At 41.4% G+C, this 20,456-nt stretch carries 11 protein-coding genes and 8 tRNA genes; 14 read left to right on the top strand and 5 right to left on the bottom strand.

Annotation, left to right across the window (positions count from 1 at the left end; translation table 11 throughout):
• From tolB to IT970_RS09175, 12 genes are all read left to right on the top strand, one after another.
• Nucleotides 1–1,359 (top strand): Tol-Pal system beta propeller repeat protein TolB, encoded by a 1,359-nt coding sequence (gene tolB, locus IT970_RS09230; protein WP_036967780.1) that lies wholly within the window; start codon nt 1–3, stop codon nt 1,357–1,359.
• A 34-nt stretch (nt 1,360–1,393) separates the two neighbouring features.
• On the top strand, nt 1,394–1,936 hold the full coding sequence (gene pal / locus IT970_RS09225; protein ID WP_036967784.1) for a peptidoglycan-associated lipoprotein Pal: 543 nt from the start codon (nt 1,394–1,396) through the stop codon (nt 1,934–1,936).
• Between the two features lie 12 nt (nt 1,937–1,948).
• The gene (gene ybgF / locus IT970_RS09220; protein WP_036967786.1) at nt 1,949–2,707 is read left to right on the top strand and encodes a tol-pal system protein YbgF; all 759 of its coding nucleotides are present in this window, start codon (nt 1,949–1,951) and stop codon (nt 2,705–2,707) included.
• Between the two features lie 168 nt (nt 2,708–2,875).
• Nucleotides 2,876–2,951: transfer RNA gene (locus IT970_RS09215), tRNA-Lys, on the top strand.
• Between the two features lie 64 nt (nt 2,952–3,015).
• A tRNA-Lys gene (locus IT970_RS09210) sits at nt 3,016–3,091 on the top strand.
• A gap of 61 nt (nt 3,092–3,152) precedes the next feature.
• Nucleotides 3,153–3,228: transfer RNA gene (locus IT970_RS09205), tRNA-Lys, on the top strand.
• A 62-nt stretch (nt 3,229–3,290) separates the two neighbouring features.
• Nucleotides 3,291–3,366 (top strand) — tRNA-Lys (locus IT970_RS09200).
• A 64-nt stretch (nt 3,367–3,430) separates the two neighbouring features.
• Nucleotides 3,431–3,506: transfer RNA gene (locus IT970_RS09195), tRNA-Lys, on the top strand.
• 53 nt (nt 3,507–3,559) lie between these two features.
• Nucleotides 3,560–3,635, top strand: a tRNA-Lys gene (locus IT970_RS09190).
• A gap of 53 nt (nt 3,636–3,688) precedes the next feature.
• Nucleotides 3,689–3,764, top strand: a tRNA-Lys gene (locus tag IT970_RS09185).
• 130 nt (nt 3,765–3,894) lie between these two features.
• Complete coding sequence (nadA, locus tag IT970_RS09180) at nt 3,895–4,935, top strand: quinolinate synthase NadA (RefSeq protein WP_036967789.1); 1,041 nt, start codon at nt 3,895–3,897, stop codon at nt 4,933–4,935.
• 150 nt (nt 4,936–5,085) lie between these two features.
• Nucleotides 5,086–5,173: transfer RNA gene (locus IT970_RS09175), tRNA-Ser, on the top strand.
• Between the two features lie 94 nt (nt 5,174–5,267).
• On the opposite strand, the gene IT970_RS09170 is transcribed toward IT970_RS09175, so the two are convergent.
• Nucleotides 5,268–11,435, bottom strand: coding sequence for a pectate lyase family protein (locus IT970_RS09170; protein WP_196857251.1), 6,168 nt, complete (start codon nt 11,433–11,435; stop codon nt 5,268–5,270).
• An 80-nt stretch (nt 11,436–11,515) separates the two neighbouring features.
• A complete protein-coding gene (locus tag IT970_RS09165) occupies nt 11,516–14,473 on the bottom strand; it encodes a TonB-dependent receptor (RefSeq protein WP_196857250.1) in 2,958 nt (985 codons plus the stop codon).
• Between the two features lie 174 nt (nt 14,474–14,647).
• On the opposite strand from IT970_RS09165, the gene IT970_RS09160 reads away from it, so the two are divergent.
• Entirely contained in the window at nt 14,648–16,060 is a 1,413-nt protein-coding gene (locus IT970_RS09160) for a pectate lyase family protein (protein ID WP_196857249.1), read from the top strand.
• A 104-nt stretch (nt 16,061–16,164) separates the two neighbouring features.
• On the opposite strand, the gene IT970_RS09155 is transcribed toward IT970_RS09160, so the two are convergent.
• From IT970_RS09155 to IT970_RS09145, 3 genes are all read right to left on the bottom strand, one after another.
• The gene (locus IT970_RS09155) at nt 16,165–17,490 is read right to left on the bottom strand and encodes an IS4 family transposase (protein ID WP_196857248.1); all 1,326 of its coding nucleotides are present in this window, start codon (nt 17,488–17,490) and stop codon (nt 16,165–16,167) included.
• Between the two features lie 130 nt (nt 17,491–17,620).
• Nucleotides 17,621–18,019 carry a DUF2750 domain-containing protein gene (locus tag IT970_RS09150; RefSeq protein WP_074989413.1) on the bottom strand — a complete coding sequence of 133 codons (399 nt, stop codon included), beginning with the start codon at nt 18,017–18,019 and terminating at the stop codon, nt 17,621–17,623.
• A gap of 632 nt (nt 18,020–18,651) precedes the next feature.
• Nucleotides 18,652–19,233, bottom strand: coding sequence for a TetR/AcrR family transcriptional regulator (locus IT970_RS09145; RefSeq protein WP_074989412.1), 582 nt, complete (start codon nt 19,231–19,233; stop codon nt 18,652–18,654).
• Between the two features lie 126 nt (nt 19,234–19,359).
• Here IT970_RS09145 and IT970_RS09140 point away from each other — a divergent pair, with 126 nt between their 5' ends.
• A complete protein-coding gene (locus tag IT970_RS09140; protein WP_065978515.1) occupies nt 19,360–20,403 on the top strand; it encodes an alkene reductase in 1,044 nt (347 codons plus the stop codon).
• Nucleotides 20,404–20,456 lie beyond the last annotated feature (53 nt).

The following is a 20,456-nucleotide window of genomic DNA, read 5'->3' as shown; positions in this document are numbered from 1 at the left end:
ATGTTTAACCAGATAAAAACAGCATGTTTTATTGTATTACTGGGCTTTCATGGCATTGCCAGTGCTGCATTAGAAATCGTGATCACCGATGGTATCGATGGTGCGCGCCCAATTGCGGTTGTGCCTTTTAAATATCAAGGTGTGGGTCCTATCCCTGAAAAGTTAAGTTCAGTGATTGCTGCCGATTTAATGCGCAGCGGAAAATTTAAGCCGATCGACGTTAATACCATGCCTCAGCTTCCTGCTAAAGATTCAGATGTTGATTACGGCGCGTGGGTTAATAAAGGTGTCGAGGCTGTGTTAGTGGGTGAGGTAGAGCAACAACCTAATGGCCGTTACCGTGTTAAATATGAACTTATTGATGTGATTCGTGGCCAAATTACGGGCGGCGAAACACAATTAATGAGCAACGGTAAATTGGTTAAAAGCCAAGATCATATTTTAGATGCACGTGAAAGTGTTATTGGTGAAAATGGTTTTCGTCGATACGCACACCGTATCAGCGACGTGGTTTACGAAGCTCTTACGGGTGAAAAAGGCGCATTTTTAACAAAAATTGCCTATGTCATTGTGCGTGAAAATGACGCTAAACCTTATCAATTGGTGGTTGCTGATTATGATGGCTTTAATGAGCAAGTGTTGCTTCGCTCTAAAGAGCCGCTTATGTCACCAGCGTGGTCGCCAGATGGGACTAAGTTAGCGTATGTAACGTTTGAAAATCGCCAAAGCCAAATTTACATTCAAGACTTATATACAGGAAAACGCGAACTAATTACCAGTCACCCTGGTATTAATGGTGCGCCTCAGTTTTCTCCTGATGGTAAAAAACTACTTTTAGTGTTATCAAAAGACCGTAATGGCGCAACAGAAGTGTACTTATTAGACCTTGCAACACGCAAAGAAACTCGACTTACAAATCACCGTAGTATAGATACTGAACCATCATGGTTTCCAAATGGTCAAGATATCGTGTTTACCTCTGAAAGGGGTGGTAATGCTCAGATTTATAAGTTAAATTTGCAAACAGGTAGGTCAAAACGAATGACCTTTGATGGTGACATGAACTTAGCAGGTTCGGTTTCACCGGATGGAAAAGAATTAGTGATGGTGAACCGTACAAACGGTCAATACCATCTTGCTAAGAAAGAGCTAGCTACAGGTGCGTTCCAAGTATTAACGAGAACACGCCTAGATGAATCGCCGAGTATTGCACCCAATGGCTCGATGATTATCTACAGCACGCTTCATAATAATAAACAGGTGTTAGCGTTAGTTTCTATGGATGGTCGCTTTAAAGCACGCTTACCTGTGCTAGACGGACAAGTTAAGGCACCGGCTTGGTCGCCTTATTTACAGTAATTTTACTGGTTTACTCAATATAGGAATCAATTCAATGCAACTTAATAAAACTTTAAAAGGCCTGCTAATTGCTGTGCCAGTGATGACTTTAGCAGCATGTAGCTCTTCTTCAGGTGTTGACGAAGGTGCTGCAAACCAAACAAACCAAGGTGCGGTTGAGCAAGCAAACAACAATGATACAGTTGAAGTTGCAACGCTTACTCCAGAGCAACAAGCTGAAGAAGCACTTCGTGAAAAATACGAAGCGTTACGTCAAGAACAAATCATTTACTTTGGTTTTGATAACGCTAAAATCCAAAGCAAATACGCTGAGCTTCTACAAGCACACGCTGAGTTCTTAGTACAAAACCCTTCAGTTAAAGTACTAATCGAAGGTCACGCAGATGAGCGCGGTACGCCTGAATACAACATCGCATTAGGTGAGCACCGTGGTCAAGCAGTAGAAAAATATCTACAAAGCTTAGGTGTTTCTGCTAGCCAAATGTCGGTAGTGAGCTATGGTGAAGAGAAGCCAATGGTTAAATCTCGCACTGAAGAAGCGTTCGCTAAAAACCGTCGCGCAGTATTAGTTTACTAAGAAAGAGACATTATGAAGCCGAAAATTATTTTGGCAGCAATGATCTTAAGCGGGAGCACCCAGTTATGGGCTGCTCCCGCTCCTGTTTCAGAAGCTGCAAGCTCGCAATCGAGCATAGAGAAGCGTTTAATCGCATTAGAAAACATGATGAAGTCACGTAATTTATTGCAAGCTGAGCTTCAGCAGCAGTTGAATATATTACAAGACGAAGTGAGTCAGGTTCGTGGCATTACTGAAGAGCAAAGCTATAAGCTTGAAAAAGTACTTCAACGTCAACGTGAGCTTTATCAAGAAATTGAGAATCGCGTTAGTCAGGCCTATTCTCAGCCTGCGGCAGCAACTCAGCCAACGAACACTTACACAGATATAAATGCATCACAGACTATCAGCTCAGACTTATCTGAAAATGAAGCCTATGAGCGTGCTGTGGCGCTAATTATGAAAGATAAGCGTTATGAGCAAGCAATTCCTGAGTTCCAAACATTCTTAACGACTTATCCAAATTCAGTGTATGCGTCAAACGCGCATTATTGGTTAGGGCAGCTTTTAACAATTCAAAACGATCCCGCTGCTGCAACCAAACACTTTAAAGTGGTTGTGAATGAATTTCCGAATTCGAATAAACGCCCTGATGCTATGTTGAAGTTAGGCAACTTACTTGTTGATCAAGGTTTAGGTGAACAAGCCCTTAAAACCTTTAATGATTTAATTAATCAGTACCCAAGTACAACCGCTGCTAAATTAGCCACAGAACGTCTGTCGCAACTGTAGATTTGACCTGATTAGACTGCTTTTTGACTTAAGCGGTCTAAAATTAGGCAACTAGACATAAAAACTTAAAAAAAGAGATATTTTCTGTTGCACTCAGCATTTAAATAAGTATTATAAGCGCCCGCAGCAGGCGATTGGTAACAACAGCCAAAATGCGGCTAAAAGAGCGGGTCATTAGCTCAGTTGGTAGAGCAGTGGACTTTTAATCCATTGGTCGATGGTTCAAGTCCATCATGACCCACCATTATTTTTAATGGTATACTTTTAGATATCGGCGGATTTACGCAGCTTTAATAACGTAACAGAGCGGGTCATTAGCTCAGTTGGTAGAGCAGTGGACTTTTAATCCATTGGTCGATGGTTCAAGTCCATCATGACCCACCATTCTTTGAATGGTACAGTTACATATCGGCGGATTTACGCAGCTTTTAATAAGCAGCAGAGCGGGTCATTAGCTCAGTTGGTAGAGCAGTGGACTTTTAATCCATTGGTCGATGGTTCAAGTCCATCATGACCCACCATTCTTTTTGAATGGTACTGTTAATATCGGCGGATTTACGCAGCTTTTAATAAGCAATAGAGCGGGTCATTAGCTCAGTTGGTAGAGCAGTGGACTTTTAATCCATTGGTCGATGGTTCAAGTCCATCATGACCCACCATTCTTTTTAGAATGGTAATCTAAAATCGACGGATTTACGTATAGCTTTTAGTAAGCAATAGAGCGGGTCATTAGCTCAGTTGGTAGAGCAGTGGACTTTTAATCCATTGGTCGATGGTTCAAGTCCATCATGACCCACCATTCTTTTGAATGGTTATTTATATCGGCGGATTTACGCATCACATATCAAGAGCGGGTCATTAGCTCAGTTGGTAGAGCAGTGGACTTTTAATCCATTGGTCGATGGTTCAAGTCCATCATGACCCACCATTCTTTTTGAATGGTCATGTATATCGGCGGATTTACGCATCACATATCAGAGCGGGTCATTAGCTCAGTTGGTAGAGCAGTGGACTTTTAATCCATTGGTCGATGGTTCAAGTCCATCATGACCCACCACGCTTAATTTATCTTTTTTATCTAAGTTATCCCTTAATTATCTTTAACAGCACTCAGCAATACTGTTCTTTAGCGTTATATTCTCGTATAATTCGCGCCATGAATGCACTGTGGACTAAGTGGTCGAGAAATGAGTCTAGCTGAACAAATTATGCCTGAGGATTATATCTTTCCTCCAAAGCCAGCGCCGTTATCAAAAGATGAGCAAGCTGAGTACAAAGCACGTATTAAACAATTACTAATAGACAAGAATGCAGTTCTTGTTGCCCATTACTATACGGATCCTGAAATTCAAGCACTTGCTGAAGAAACAGGCGGCTGTGTGGCCGACTCGTTAGAGATGGCACGTTTTGGTGCTAAACACGATGCGGATATTATTGTTGTCGCCGGCGTGCGTTTTATGGGCGAAACAGCAAAAATCTTAACGCCAAACAAAACAGTCGTAATGCCAACTTTGGCTGCGACCTGTTCATTAGACGTAGGGTGCCCAATTGAAGAGTTTTCTGCGTTTTGTGATCAGCACCCAGATCGTAAAGTAGTGGTGTACGCTAACACCTCTACGGCGGTAAAAGCACGCGCCGATTGGATTGTTACCTCATCATGTGCGCTTGAAATCGTTGAGCACTTAGATGAGCAAGGCGAAAAAATCATTTGGGGTCCAGACAAGCACCTAGGTTCTTATATTCAAAAGAATACCGGTGCCGATATGATTATGTGGAATGGCGCGTGTATCGTTCATGACGAGTTTAAAACCAAAGCGTTAAAGGACATGAAAGCCCTACACCCAGATGCAGCGGTGTTAGTACACCCAGAGTCTCCTGCTGAGATTGTTGCCCTTGCTGATGCTGTTGGTTCAACAAGCCAACTAATTAAAGCTGCGCAAACCATGGACAACAAAAAGTTCATCGTGGCGACAGACCGCGGTATTTTTTATAAAATGCAGCAGTTATGCCCAGAGAAAGAATTCTTTGAAGCACCTACAGCCGGTGAAGGCGCAACATGTAAAAGCTGTGCACATTGCCCGTGGATGGCTATGAACGGCTTAAAAGCGATTGAAGAAGCCCTAACAGACCCACAAGGCAAAGAAGTGTTTGTTGATATGGACTTACGCGAAGGCGCGTTAAAATCGCTTAATCGCATGTTAGAGTTCTCTGCGACACTACAACGCTAAGAATTGTTGCGATAGAAATGAAAGGCAAGGTGTACATACCTTGCCTTTTTTGTTTGTTTACTAGCCACTTAAGTTCGCTATTTTAAAAACCCCTTGCGTATGTAGGGTTGTTTTCATACTATAACGCCGCGTTAATCAGTTAACGCTTTAGGTGACGTGTCCGAGTGGCTGAAGGAGCACGCCTGGAAAGTGTGTATACGGCAACGTATCGAGAGTTCGAATCTCTCCGTCACCGCCATTTCCTTTTTATATACTTGTCTATTTTTATCAAATTTTCTTTATAAAAAAATAAACCCCGCAATTGCGAGGTTTATAGCGTAATGCGAAATGCACTATTGAATGCTTATTTCATCCAATGTGATAGTCGCTTCACTTTCCGTTCTTATGGTGATGAATGAAGTGCTGGTTGCAACGAGTCCATCCACAGTATAAGTTTGGCCTGCTGTTAAGTCAGACAGCGGCACAGAATAAAACTTAGACGCAGTGCCATGAATTGAATTGCTACTACCCGAAGTATTGTTATCGACATAAATTTGAAAGTTTTTGGCTGTGTTTCCAGCTACCGCTGCAACTTTGAACGTTACTTGGTAGTTGTTTGATAAATCAAGCAAGCCTGTTGTTTCGGTGTCATTTCCTGTCGTACTGGTACTTGGGGTTGTGTTAGCAATGCTAATTCTAGCGCCAGTCATTGTTAACTGTCCGCCTGCGACGTCAACATTACCTGTTACACGGTAGAACAGCGCTTGTTCGTTACCCGCAGATCCTGAAATATCACGATAGCTGTTACTAAAAAACTCATCAGTATTAGCAGCAGAGAAGTTTTCAGTAAAGGGCAATCCAAGTGGTTCTTGAATAGGAGGCTCCGTTGGAGACTGAATATCAGGAATGTTTAAATCACTTTGATCCAGCTTACCAACACCTGCATGAGCAAGTACATGTGCTTTAACATCCATTACAGGCGTAAGCGTATATTCATAAGGTGCTTTATATGAGCTGGTTGGCGTCATGCCGTTTTCAGTCACTTCTGCTCGTACATCCCCATCTGCCGCATCACTCCATGTAATGCCTTCGCCTAGATAATTACCTGATGTGTCCCAATAACCAATCTGTGCTGAATAAAAAGAAACCACAGGGTTCTTGGTATTTTCAAAGTAATTATTCTCTATGTGTAGCTCAGCTCCCATGCGTGAATTAATTGCACTTGAAGTGATATTGTTATAGTAGTTATTGAAAATATGACCATTACCGAACCTAAATAAAGGGACCCGAGAGACAATATTTTCAAAGCGGTTGTGATGGAAGGTGATATGACGGTTTTTATTACTGCTGTCGTCATTGTCACTATGGCCATGTAATGAAGTTTTCCAACTATCATGTATATAGTTGTAAGAAATGGTAATGTTCTCAGCACCCGACTTAGAGTCAATTAAGCCATCATAATAGTCTTGATCCACGGAGAGCGAAGAATACAACTCATTATGGTCAATCCAAATGTTTGCTGTTGTTTCGTTTTCATCACCTTCAATTGAAATTCCGTCTTTACCACCAGTGAGTACTTCATGAATTTTTAAGTTTTGGATGATAATGTTGTTAGCGCGGCGAATAGCAATGCCAATCCCATTAAACTCACCTCTATCAGCCACACCGATAATTGAGACATTATTCATATCTTTAATTTCAATAGATTTATTATCACCGCCACTGTTAGCATCTGTGATTACACCATCAACATAGATAGTAATAGCGGATGCTGAAGACTTCGCTTGTGCTAGGGCTGCTTTTAATGAAGCCCCATTATCAACAGTAACAACAGTACCGCCTTCACCTCCGGTGATATTATAGTTATACCCTGCAAACCCTCGACTAGGATTGATTGGCGCAATGCTGACAGGCTCATCCGGTAGTTGAGGAATAGCAAGTGGTTTTGGACTCCATCCTTGACCGTCGTTATAATCTGCAAAAATGTTTTCGCGGTCTAGCAGCTCGCTGACTTCTGAATCTGAAAGAATATAGCCACCTTCGCGTTCAGATAAATCAAGTGGATTACCGTCTAAATCCATACTGCCATATTCGCGCCAACCACTGGTTGCTGTGGCAACGCTAGGGTTAGGAGCAGGTTGATTATTTACACCTTGAACAGCCCAGCCAATTTTAGCGATATGTGTATCAAACCTATTGTTTATTAAGGTTATATTATCAAAGTATGTATCGCTGCCTCCACTTCTTGCAATGTATGTTGAGTTATCTAAAACATCATTGCCAATGGGGCCAGGACCGTGTGTGAATCGACTATTCAAGAAAATAAAACCAGGGTCTGTTTCTACAGGTACACGCGCTTGTAAAACATAGCCACCCGCTGAGTCAGTTAAAGGATCACCGTCTTTTGAATCACCGATTGTACGGATCTCTGAACTCTCGAATAACGCCGTTGTTGGGTAACCCCAAATAAAATCAACATTCCCTGCAACAAGCGTGTTGTAGAACCATGAGTATCCTTTTAACAGGAGGGTATCTTGTTCACTTTTAAAGCGGGCATTGTTCGCAACTAGGCGGTACGGGCTATTGAAATAAATAGTTTCTGCTTGGTTTGAATCCACTTTATTACGAATATGCGTATTTTTAAGGGTGAGATTATTAAGGGTCAGCATGTCGACACCTTCTACTAAAAACACACTTCTACCTCCGTTAGGTGTTCCTGTGCTAATAGGTGCACTGCCACCCGTGCCGCCATTCATAGACTCGTAATTCTCATATTGAATAACGGTGTTTTCTTGGCTTTCACCTTGAATAGTGAGGTTGTTTTTATCGCGTAAAAATAACAGTTCGTTATAGATGCCGTCTTTTATGGAGACAGTGGTGTGCTCATCTTTGCCCAAGTACTGCATAGCAAAATTAAGTGCACCTTGCACAGTTCTAAAGTCTGCCGCACCTTCATCATCAACGAGCAGCTGATTACCTGCAGGCATGCTTACTTTAGTGACAAAGTCCCATTGACTGTTATCACCTAGGCCACTAAATTCTTGACCATTTAACATTGCACCAACCACGACATCATCACCAATTACAACACGGTATGTATGTCCATACTCAAGGGTATTATTGCGTGGTTTAATGGTGAGTGTGTTCCCATTTAGCTGCAGTGGATAGTAGTAAACAGAGCGAACTTTAGCTTGTCCAGCAAAACCAATGTGGTCAATGTTTTTACCAACGGTAAGGGTATCGACTAAACTGTTATCGCTGACTTTATAAATACGTACTTCACCTAAAGCGCCTAAACTTGGTTCATTATCAAATGTAAGGCTAAATTGCGTATCAATAAATTGATTGGCACTGTTTTTTTCAGGAAATAACTTTCCAGTTAAGTCGCCATAGTCAGTTGTTGGCATGACAAAACCTTCAGCCACACTCACCTCTATTGTTCGGGTTATGGTACTATCAGAACCAGAGACGAACGTAATCGTGGCATTACCGGCCGCCATTGGGGTGAGAGTAATTACACTCCCATTGATATCGACACTGACAATTTTGTCATCAGTTGAAGTCACTGTGAATTCATCAATTGTTACCCCATCATTTTTAATGGCGGTGACATTAATTGTTAATGGTTCAGCTGTCGTTGAGGTGTCCCAGTTAGGGTCCTTGTAATCCAGTGTGAGTTGAATGGGTTTGATAGTCGGATCGCCAACTTTTAAGTCATCCAATTCAAATGAACGGTTATTAGTAAATAAACCTATTAGCCCACGTGCGCTGTAATTTGTATCACTCACTGAGCCTAAGTTTTCACCATTTAAGTAAATGGTTAATTGATCATTGATTAATTCAAAACGGGTGGTGTACCAAACACCGTCTTCTGTGCCACCTTTTTCGCCGAGTAAAATAGGTGTACTTGCCTGAACAGGGCGTGCAATAGAGCCCTCGGTGCTGACAGCAACTTCTACTCGCGTGCTACTAGATGAGTTTTGCACATTTAAACCGCCACCATACCAGTTTCCTGTATCTTGATAACGGGCCATCATGTACAACTGTTTGTTTGCTGTTGTACTGTTTTGACGAGGACGAATTTTCGCTTCTACAAAATAATTACCTGTTTGTGGGATATTTTGCATTGCTTCGTCTGTGGCTAAAATAAGTTCACCGCCTGCGTTGCCTGCGGTGTATCGCATCATGTTATTCCCGTTGATATTTAAAATATCGAATTCACCCATGGCACCGTCTACGTTAGTAGGCGTTGCTAAAATTTTCCAGTTGCTCAAATCACCACTTTCAAAATCATCACAAAAATACAGTTCAGGTGCATCTGAACACTTAAAGATACTTGGGTCTTCAACGTACTCAATGCGTAAATTATTAATCACTACTTTACCGCCTGTCTCGGTACGCAATTGTAAAAAAGAGTTCTTGGTAGCGAGTTTTCCGGGTACGACTAAGGTTTCGCCAACAACTAAGTCATTGATTAACTTGTTGAAGAAACGAGATTCACCACCGTGCATCGATTTAGAGCTACTTGATGTATTGTTGTCGACATAGATTTGGAACTTGTTGTCACCTTCAGGATCGCTAGCACTGACAATATCCATGACGACTTGGTAAGGCCTTGATAAATCAAATACCCCCGTTGAGTTTGTATCATTTTCGCTGGTTTCCACGCCCGCAGTGGTATTACCCAAAGTGAATCGGCCCCCGTCCAGTTCTAAGCCGTTTTCCACGACGGTGACGGATCCTCCAGTTTTTGAAAACATCGGAACTTCATTACCTTGACTATCAACTATTTTTTGATAGTCGACAGAAAAAATATCACCAGTAACAGTCGTAAAATCGTTTGTGTAAGGCAGTTCAACAGTGGGGATCTCACCTGTTGCAGGTGGATCAATTGGCGGTTCAACAGGAGGCTCAACTTCTGGCACATCTGTCGCAACTGTTTCTATTTTTAGATTATCTATGACTAATAAAGCGGCTGAATCGGTTCTGATTTGAAAGTAAGAGTTTTTAATATCTGCGCTCAGGATACCGCGTGCATCTGGGTGCGTTAATTCAGTTCCTGTATTAACATCTTGCCCAGGTATATAAGTATAAGAGAAGCGTTGTCCGACAGGCAGGTTGGTTTCATCAATCGATTTTCCATAAAACTTTGATGCATCAGCATGCACAGAGTTACTTTGGCTTGTTGTATTGTTATCAACGTATAAAGAAAGAGAGCCTGCACCATTATGGCTAATAACGTCAAAGCTAATAGTGAAGCCTTCGCTTAAATTGTATATCCCCACACCCGTTGTATCGCTTGGCGATGATTCTTTACCAGGTAGGGTATTACCGATTGTGAAACGGTCACCTTCCAAAACAAGCTGACCCAATTCATTGATAATGGCACTGCCGCCAGATTTAAAATAAAGAGGCCCACTTCCTTGCTCATCAGAGAGACTTTTATAACTGGATGAGAAGAATGTATCAGTGTCGGTATCGAATTCTTCGTTTAACGCAAGACCGGTTTGTTCAGCAAGTTCACTAAGCTTTACCAACTCATTTTGGGCTTGCTGTTCATCAAATGCTAAAATATTGTCGTATGCATCATCGTTGTTATCACAGCTAAGTACTAATGTTGCAAGCTGTGCTGCATCATTTGTAGAGCACACACTAAAGGTATTATTGACAGTGTTGTGCGAGCGAGAAATTAAATAATGCTTAGTCGGTGTATCACCTTCACTGGTTGTTAATACTAAAACGCGATTACCAAACTGAAACTCATAGCTGCCAACAAGCGTTTCATTCCCATCGACAAGCTTAGTGAATGACCCCGTGCTTGCTCCTTCTTCACTGGGTGTAAACTGCCACATTTCAATACTCGCTTTTGCCCCTTTTACAACGGGGTTATAAATTGTTCCCGTGAAGTCGGCAGGAGTGAAGGCGAGAGGCTGTGTACTGTTATACTGCTCAAAAATAAAATCTACAAAATGCATAATGGCAGTATCAGCACTCACTAAGCTGGTATTTGCTCCCCCAGCGTTAGCAAGCCATTGATTTACCTTTTCGTCAAAATCGTCACTGGCAAAGAATTCTGCAGGTGTTTGTCCTTGGGCTAATTCCATTACGGCAGCCTGTGCTGCTGCGTCACTAATGGTAATACCGTTACTGGTGTCACCATCCACATCTAACGACTGCAATAAACGCAAACTATTGATTACAGCAGGATGAAATACGGTGTCTGTAGAGAATACGCTCAGTGGAGTGACAACATTGCTGGCCGCGACACTTGGAAATGTCAGCTCACCAATAGAAAATGTGATCGCTTCACCACGGAAATAATCAAATTGGCCATTACTGTCCGTTTTACCGTTTGTCACAGACGGGCTGTTATAGGTCAATCCGGCGACAGGGCTATCTATAAAAACCCCTTGAATAGGGGGGAGTGGCGCCTCTTTTACGTTGACAGAGCTTTCTTCGCCGCAGCCTGCAAGTACGGCTGCAAGCAATAAGCAAGATGGAATTTTAATTGTGCTATTCATACATCCCTCCAAGGATGAACGCGTTTAGCAACACAAACGCGTGTGTTCAGTGATTATTGTTGTTTTAAGTAGTTGAATTATTAGTAGAACTTATAATTCATTCCTAGTTGATATGTCCGACCATAATCTTCTCGTTGATACAAAATCTCGCCGCCAGACTGATCATTACCGGTGAAATAACGAAGGTCTGACTCGTCGGTGATATTGATTGCATCAAAGTAGAATGAAAGGTGTTCGTTGAAGTCGTAAGTCGCTTTTATGTCAAAGGTTAATATGTCATCTTGGTAGATATCAGCCCATGTTTTACATGCTTTAGCATCATTTTTGTCTGCTGAAATAGGGCAAGAGCCTACTTGCTCTAAAATATCGGAACGGTAATTACTGATTAGCCTAAGTGACGCTGTTTTATTCTCCCAACCCAGCGCAATATTAGCGGTAATATCTGCTTGGCCTGGTAACGGCATTTTTTCATAGCGTATGGTGTCATCGAGTTTTGACTCACTACTGACGACGGTCATATTACTTTGCCAAAATAAGCCGTTTTCAAAAAACTGGTTATAACTAAGCTCCATACCATACACGGTTGCTTTATCACCGTTTAAGGTGATATCAACTTGATTTATGACTAAGTCTTGTGGAATCGCGAAGTCAGAAACATGATCAACAGGTAATGTAAGAGGTAGCTCATCTAACCCCATTTGAATACCACTGACATCAACAATGAAGTTATCAATATTTTTATAGAAAACAGCTACTTCAACGAATAATTCTTTGGAAGGATACCAACCAAATGAGGCGTCAAAGTTGTCTGATGTCATTGCGACAAGATTTGGGTTACCAACTTGAAGTGCATTGTCGGGCCCCAAAATATAGTTTTGTAATTCTAATGCACTTTGCCCATCGGGTTCGCTATAACATGTATTGGTTGTGGGGTCGCATAAACTGATATCATCATCAAACCGTGCATATCCTCGTGCTTGTTTAAACGAAGGGCGAGTGTAGCTGGTCCATAAAGAGGTTCTAACTAACATCGTTTCATTTGGTTCATAACGAAGATGCATACTAGGGAAGTATTCACTGTAAGTTATTGATGATTCAGGTAACGGAACTGCAATATCTAAGGTATGCTCACCACCAAATGACCAATCGTCATTTTCAAGTGACATAAAACCAGTCGACGAAAACTCGGTATGCGCATAACGCACACCCGTTATTACGCTTACTTTTTCTGATAACTGCAGTTCTGCCATAACATAAGCGGCATACGTGTCCTCGGTGAGTATATAGTCTTCTTTAGTGCTGTCGATTGACACTTCGCCACCGGTGGCATTTTCGCGCGTAATTTTTGTTGAATCAACCATGTACTCAACATCCTGCGCGGACACTAAAGGGTAGGTGAATAAATCACCAGCGGGCACACTATAGTCATAATCGGTAATATTAGAGTTAGCAACAGCGATACAGGTTTCATTACCATCGCAATCATCAGCATTTATCGTGTAACTCCAACGATCTTTATCTCTATAGTGTTCACGTTCGTTATAGGTGCCCCCAAACTTTATAGAATTTAAAAACTGACTATCAAACTCCTTTTGAAAGTTAAGTTTAAAGCTTGTGATTTCGTCTGTGCGGGTGCTGTCTTCCATGAATAGGTTATCGTATTGCATATTAGAAAGATCGCTTAAATCACCGTCGGCCTCACCAGCAAAAACATCATTGTCTGGGTCAAGCTCAAAACCACCAAGAGCCGCAGCTTCAGAAGGCGTTAATACTTTCGCAGTAATAAAATCACGGCCAGCCTTGCCATAAACGATATTTTCTCGTTCGCGGAATTGCACACGACGATCACCCACTGATTCATCGTCTGTTTTAGAGTAAGCATATTCATAATCTACGCGCCACGACTCAGCAAAGTAGTTTTCACCACCAAAGCTATAGTTGGTGGTTACAGTTTCACCTTCTTGAATAAAATACTGGTTGTAAACATCAATATCTGAAAGTGCAAACTCCTTAGTTTGTGGGTTAACATAAATAACTTCGTCTTCTTGATCGCCATTATAAAAGTTATAAAATTCACGTTGAGCGATATCGTCGTCGGTGTATTTTGAATAATTACCACGAATATAGTAAAAGCTGTCTTCATTTGGTTTGAATTCGACATTCAGTGTGGCATTGGTACGTTTACGATCCGCTATTTCGCGACGGTTTTCGAGCTGTGCAGGGATTAAAATTTCTTCTGCATTTGCTAATTCTGTTTCAGAGAGACCAATACCCCCTTTTAAAAAGTTCATATCACGAGAGCTGTGATGACGTACTTCATCGACTTGTGTTTGTCTGTCTTCATAGCTGGCTGCAAAGCCAATACCAACTTTGTCATCAAATAACAACTGTGTACCATCAATACTAAACTTCGGTGAATGTGCCTCTCTCATTTCATTGTAAGAATCTTGAAGTTTTATTTTCAGTGTATTGTCACCACGGTCATAAGCCGAAATAGCTTTTACGTTTACTGCGCCACCGATTGAGTTTAAGTTCATATCAGGTGTGAGCGTTTTAAACACCTCAATTGCACCAAGAGAGTCACCCGTTATGCCATCAAGGCCGACTTTTCGGTCATCACCTGCACCAGAAAGTTCCGCGCCATTCATATTTACCGACACAAATTTGGGACCAAGACCACGTACAGCTACATATTTACCTTCGCCTTCGCTTCTTTCTAAGGTGACACCGGGAACACGACGTAGAGACTCAGCGACATTTTGGTCAACTAAGTTACCTAAATCATCTGTAGCAATCACAGAGCTAAATGCTTTGCTTTCACGTTCCATTGCTCGGGCTTTTAAATCAGCCTGATAAATGCCTGTTACAGCGATGATCTCCATGTCATCATCTTCATCTTGGGCTTTCTTTATCGCTGTTTTTTCATTACTACTAGACGCTGTTTGCGGTACGGGTTTGGTTGTCTGTGCGTCTTGTGCATAGACGGGCAGGGCAACCAAAAGTGCTGCTGCAATACCGCTGAGTTTTATCGTTTTCATTGTTGTTCCTTTTTAAAAGGCTTTTATTGTGTTCTATTTTCTTTTTAAAAATCCATTTGCCACCGGTGGCAAATGAAGATAACATAAAGTTAACACCGCATTAATTAAACTGTCAATTTTTTAATCAGCATAAAGGCTGGTTTTTTTCTATAAGGTACAAAAAGGTGGGTTTGAATGAAAAGTGAACAATACCGGTTTCGTCGAAATGTCCTATTGCTACTGTTTGGTGCATTGAGTGTGTCACTATTTAGTGCAAATAGTATGGGTCAGTCGTTAACGCCTAGGTCTATTGCCTTTGATGGTGCTGAAGGGTTTGGTAAATTCTCTCGAGGTGGCGCAGAGGGGAAATTGTATATTGTAACGAGCCTCGAAGACAAAGATGAGCCCGGAACCTTACGTTACGCAATTAATCAAAAGCATCCTCGCGTTATTACATTTGCTGTGTCTGGGGTGATTAAGCTGTCAAAAGAATTAAAAGTAAACCACGGTCGAATTACGCTAGCAGGGCAAACCTCTGCGGGAGGCATTACCATTTCAGGTGCGCCATTTACTGTCTCAAATGCAGAGGATGTGATTATTAGGTTTATTCGTTTTCGATTAGGGACATTTAAGGTGGTAGAAGACGCATTAACTGTGCGCAATTCTAACAATGTTATTATAGACCATTGTTCACTAAGCTGGTCTGTTGATGAAACGGGTAGCTTTTACAATAATCGTAATTTCACATTACAAAACTCTATTATTTCATATAGCTTAAACGACTCTATTCATCCTAAAGGAAAGCATGGTTATGGTGGTATTTGGGGAGGAGCTAATGCCTCTTTTATTAATAATATAATAGCAAATCATGCAAGTAGAACTCCCCGTATAAATGGACACAGACTAAAATCTCCTTACCCTTTCACAGATGAATTTATCGAAGTGAGTAATAATATTATTTTTAATTGGGGACACAATAATGTGTATGGCTCTGAGAATGGGCGATTTAATCTGATAGCGAATTATTACAAACCGGGTAAAGCGAGCAAGCGCATTCAATTTGCGGATATTTGGTTCTCCCCATTCATTAGCAAAAACCAAGCTTATATCGCTGGAAATATTCTAGAAGGGTACCCAGAGTTTGATGATAAAAACTGGTTAGCTGTCAATTATAGAAATAAAAAAGAAGGGAAACGTATCGCCAGCCAAGCAAACAGCCCTTGGTTGAGTGATAAAAAAATTATAGTTGAGAAAGAGTCTGATTTTAAAGCAAAGAATGCGAAGCAGGTGTTTTATGACATCGCACAAAATCAGTTAGCGGGAGCGAATAGAAATGCAAATGGCGTGTTCATAGACAGCATTGATCAGTTAGTTTATGACCAACTCAATGACAAGCGTCCCGTAACAGGGGATGGGTTAATTAATCATGAACTTGACGTTATTCCTAGCTGGCAAGCGTATGAAGCTCAATTTAAAGATGTTGCTGTTGTTCAAGATAAAAATAACGACGGTATTGCCGATAGCTGGTTTGCACAACAAGAAGCGGTGTTAAAAACATTAAACGAATCACAAAAATTAGAATTATATTTAGAGCATTTAGCAAAGTAGTCAATAATTTTTGTTAAATTTGCAGGATTAGGTATTTTACGGATTGGTATCATAGCCTATCGGTAAATGCCGCATAAAAAAGGGAGCTATTGCTCTAATGCCGTTCACTTAAGGTGAGCGGCATTGTTTTTTCGAGGGTATCGGCTTGGTTTTTTCTTAACGACTCTAGGGAAGGATCTTTCTCGCCTGGGCTCAAGTATTAAACTCTCACTCATTGAGTAGAAGTTTTGGAGTTGCCTCGGGATTGCTCCCGGTGACGAGTATGGAAGCCCTACTATTAGGCGCATGATATGAGCCAACGCCCCATTGAAGCTAAGTTGATACGGCAAGTAGTCTCCATTTAAAGTATTACACATCTGCACCATTTGATACCTGACCAAGTTATAGGTCAGCAGTATTCCCCAAAGCTCCTGTCTCACTAATTCAGGGAGTCGACTTCTTAGAGTGAGTCGGTTACCAAGCATGTACTGCTTTTGCTCACGATAGCCAAGTTCAATTTCCCAGCGATATCCGTATAAGTCTACGATATCTGACTTTGGGTAGAGCATTGGGTCAAGCATTGAGGTGAGGACATTGTATTGCTTACCATCTTTAACTCTCGTAACTAAACGCACAACGACTTCTTGCCCTAGCTCTGGCCACTTCTTACGTGCTTGCGGGTTACTCTTCAGTTTTATTAGTTTATCTTGACGACCGAAGGACTGAACAACTTCATAATTGAGTCCTTTTCTCATTGGGATAAGCCAATGTCGATTTATGCCTTTCGAGCTCCACGCTTGAAGTAGGCCAAGGGAGTAAAAGCCTTTATCGAAAAGGGTTAAGCTGTTATCTGGTGTGGTTTCTATCAGTTGCTCTGCCAGCTTCATTTCATTCACTGTGTAACAATCAAAAGCACTTCCAGTGATTAAATGGCTACTCAGTTCCATCTGGCATACCATGCGTACCTGTGGGTACTGTGTTTCTTTACCGTCACGGTTGGTAGGCTTTGCAAACGCTTCAGCGTTGTCTTTTGAATCCTCAGTTCGCCATACGACACCATCAACACCCAGAAGAGTGAGGCCGTTCCAGTTTGGTAAATTAGCCTGCTTAAACCAATGGTTTTGTGTGCACTCAAAAAGCGCTTTAGCGGCAGACTCACCGAGATTTTTTCTTCGCTGTGTTAATGCGCTTGGAGCCACAAATGGCTTGCCTGTGCGATCGACAATATCGAGCATATTTACAATGTCAGCCATGGACTTATCGTTATAGATTGCCATTCCAACCAGTAGCCATGCCATCGACTCTAAAGTGAGCTTTCGCTTTCTTAGAGTAACCGTATCAGTGAGTTCGTAAGCACTATTGATAAGTTCAATGGGCAAAAGGTCTGCGAGTGTTTCAACTTGATTTGGTTTGTAACTGTTAGTGATGTTGAGGGCTTGAGATACGTGCATAAAAAAATCCGATAAACAGGGTCTATCGGATTTTTACATATAGAGGGGATCATTCAACTGATCCGCCGATTAAAGTCTTAACTGATCGGCATTAGAGCTATTGCTCCCTTTTTTAAGTTATAAGCATGATTTAAAAACGTCTTTTTGGCACTCTTAGTTGCGAGTCAAATTCGTCAGGGAATAAAATAGTACCGTCATCTTGTTCAGTTGGAAAAACGGCAATCAGTAAGTCATCTTGTTCAAGACCTGGCGTCCAGCGGCTCAACCAATCTTTGACGGGTATCGCTTTGGGCTCGCAATCTTGCCACTCTCCGGTTGCCCAACTTTGTGCAAACTCACGGCTAGGCCAAACGGGTACGCAGTCATCGTCTTCATTGGTAAGCATTACACAGCCGTGCTCATCATTAAGGATCCAAATCTGTTTAAATTCGTGAACCATTTCAAACATATAAGCGAGTCGTTTTTTTGTACCAAGGGCAAGGATTTCGTCTAATTCTGTTTCAACACGTTTTGCAGTTGCATTATTCATGACAGGCTCACTCTTTTTAATTATACACAGCATTATCTTAATCATAAGGTGATAAATTAATATGACAAGTAATAAAGCGATTATCTCTGTGCAATGAATTTTGGTTAATGCGCCTTCACGGCTATTAACGTAAGCGGCAAGCCATTGGTGCATTCGCTGTTTATAAATTAGATAGTTGTTGGTTCGGTATGTGTTGATTTTGCACTTATCGATTTAGATTTAAGTAACTGAAATCGTTCACTGGAAGGTGGCACCAATGCAAAAGATAAATCATTTATCCACGAAGAATTAATATTAACAGTGACATAAGCAGGGTACACGTGCACTTTTTCTACAATAGTAATCGTGCTGATAACGCTGTGAGTTGGGTTGTCAGGAAGGGGCAAATTTTCGAGATGAGTAAACCTACAAGGTGGGATTATGGGGCAGGACAGTTAATTTAACACTGAGCTGTTCAATGAAGTCATGGTTACTTGCTGTGATTGTAAATATATATTTTCCAGGCTCAGTTGCTTTATGTGTATGTGTAATAAGAGAAAAGTGGTCTCCTAAATTGATCTGCTTTTTTGTAAGATAACTATTCGCTATTGGTGTGGCGACATAGTAGTTATTAATAGTGCGAGTGCCGTGAGTTAATTAAGAAGGGCACAATATAAATCATCGGCAAGCAGCTGTAGCGCTTTCGGATCGCTATTAGTGAGCGCATAAGTACGGATACCATAAATACCCATAACTAAAAAGCGCGCCAATTGCTGCGCGGTTTTACTGCTTTTAAATTCGTTGTTATCAAGGGCTTTTTGAATTTGTTCGGCAAGCGTATTTTCGTAGGCATTTAAGTTGCCACGTAGCACGCTGCAAATTTGTGGATCGTTGCCTTCTACCTCTGAAATACTCTTGGTGAGTAAGCACACTTTTGCTACTTCGCCTTTGATACACTCATCAACAATGAGGGACAGATAATTTTTAAGTGTCTCTAAAATAGGCTGTTTATTATGAAATAACGCTGTGAACTGTTGATTACGATCTTTTTGATATTGTTCTATTGCTCTTAAAAATATTGCTTTTTTATTGCCAAAGGCGCCGTACAGCGAACCGGGGTGAAGGCCAGTAACGTGCGTTAGTTTTTGCATGCTGGTTTTAGCATACCCAAACTCCATGAAGGCTAGCATGGCTTGTCTTAACACATAGTCATTATCAAATTCAGCGGTTCTCATTACGTCAACTTTTTGAGGTCATTATTTGCAGTCTACTTAATCTTGAACAAATATTCAAAAATAGCCTTGAATAATGATTCAAGAATCCCTATCTTGAATGTACATTCAAAAATAATTGAGACATCTATGGCTACTGATTTATTAACTCCCTTTAGGTTAAACGACACAATTGAACTGCAAAACCGTGTATTAATGGCGCCGCTTACGCGCTGTATGAGTGATGATGATTTAGTCCCCACTCAAGCAATGGTTGACTACTATGCACGCCGTGCTGATGCCGGTTTAATCATTAGTGAAGCGACAATTATTCGCCCTGATGCACAGGGTTACCCAAATACCCCAGGGCTATTTACCAGCGAACAGATTCAAGGCTGGAAAAAAGTCACCGATGCAGTGCATGCGAAAGGCGGCAAAATGTTTGCTCAGCTTTGGCATGTAGGGCGTGTGGCTCACCCTCATTTTTTTGGTGGTGATGTACTTGCTCCTTCGGCAATCGGTGTAGAAGGGTCTGTGCCACGCATGCGTGAATTAACTTACGTGACACCAAAAGCAGCAACCATTGAAGACATTCAAGGTTTAATTGCTGATTACGCTAAAGCGGCTGAAAACGCTATAGAAGCGGGCTTTGACGGAGTTGAAATCCATGGTGCAAATGGGTATTTAATTGATCAATTCTTACACTTTGCTGCCAACCAACGCGATGACCAATACGGTCAAACACCAGAAAATATGTCACGTTTCGCCTTAGAGGTGGTAGATGCTGTAATCGCAGCCATTGGCGCAGATAAAACAGCATTACGTTTATCTCCGGGTGCATATTTTAATATGAGTGAAGATAACCGCGATAAGGCCGTGTTTGATTATTTATTAACAGCGCTTGAAAGTCGCAATCTTGCCTATCTTCATGCGGGTATTTTTGATGACAGCATGCGTTTTGCAAGCCTTGAAAATAAAACGACATCTGAATACTTACGTAGTGCATATAAAGGTACATTAGTGGGTGTAGGTAGTTATACGTTTGAGTCAGCTAATCAGGCAATCGATAACAACCAATTTGACTTAATCGCGATTGGGCGCCCCTTTATCGCAAACCCAGATTACATTAGTAAAGTTACCCATGGTGAAGCATTAACACCTTACAGCGAAGAAATGCTGGCAGAACTTATCTAATCTGCAGATCGCTTAAATTGTCACCTAAGAGCGTACTTAGGTGACTCTTATAC

The sequence above is a fragment of the Pseudoalteromonas sp. A41-2 genome (assembly GCF_015767615.1).
GTDB classification, from domain to species: domain Bacteria; phylum Pseudomonadota; class Gammaproteobacteria; order Enterobacterales; family Alteromonadaceae; genus Pseudoalteromonas; species Pseudoalteromonas lipolytica.
Note: the sequence above shows the minus strand (reverse complement) of the source record. Positions and strands in the feature narration are given on the sequence as shown.

Excerpts from the sequence above, each read along its gene's own strand:
- tolB (WP_036967780.1), top strand. The coding sequence starts at position 1 with ATGTTTAACCAGATAAAAACAGCATGTTTTATTGTATTACTGGGCTTT.
- pal (WP_036967784.1), top strand. The coding sequence starts at position 1,394 with ATGCAACTTAATAAAACTTTAAAAGGCCTGCTAATTGCTGTGCCAGTG.
- ybgF (WP_036967786.1), top strand. The coding sequence starts at position 1,949 with ATGAAGCCGAAAATTATTTTGGCAGCAATGATCTTAAGCGGGAGCACC.
- nadA (WP_036967789.1), top strand. The coding sequence starts at position 3,895 with ATGAGTCTAGCTGAACAAATTATGCCTGAGGATTATATCTTTCCTCCA.
- IT970_RS09170 (WP_196857251.1), bottom strand. The coding sequence starts at position 11,435 with ATGAATAGCACAATTAAAATTCCATCTTGCTTATTGCTTGCAGCCGTA.
- IT970_RS09165 (WP_196857250.1), bottom strand. The coding sequence starts at position 14,473 with ATGAAAACGATAAAACTCAGCGGTATTGCAGCAGCACTTTTGGTTGCC.
- IT970_RS09160 (WP_196857249.1), top strand. The coding sequence starts at position 14,648 with ATGAAAAGTGAACAATACCGGTTTCGTCGAAATGTCCTATTGCTACTG.
- IT970_RS09155 (WP_196857248.1), bottom strand. The coding sequence starts at position 17,490 with ATGCACGTATCTCAAGCCCTCAACATCACTAACAGTTACAAACCAAAT.
- IT970_RS09150 (WP_074989413.1), bottom strand. The coding sequence starts at position 18,019 with ATGAATAATGCAACTGCAAAACGTGTTGAAACAGAATTAGACGAAATC.
- IT970_RS09145 (WP_074989412.1), bottom strand. The coding sequence starts at position 19,233 with ATGAGAACCGCTGAATTTGATAATGACTATGTGTTAAGACAAGCCATG.
- IT970_RS09140 (WP_065978515.1), top strand. The coding sequence starts at position 19,360 with ATGGCTACTGATTTATTAACTCCCTTTAGGTTAAACGACACAATTGAA.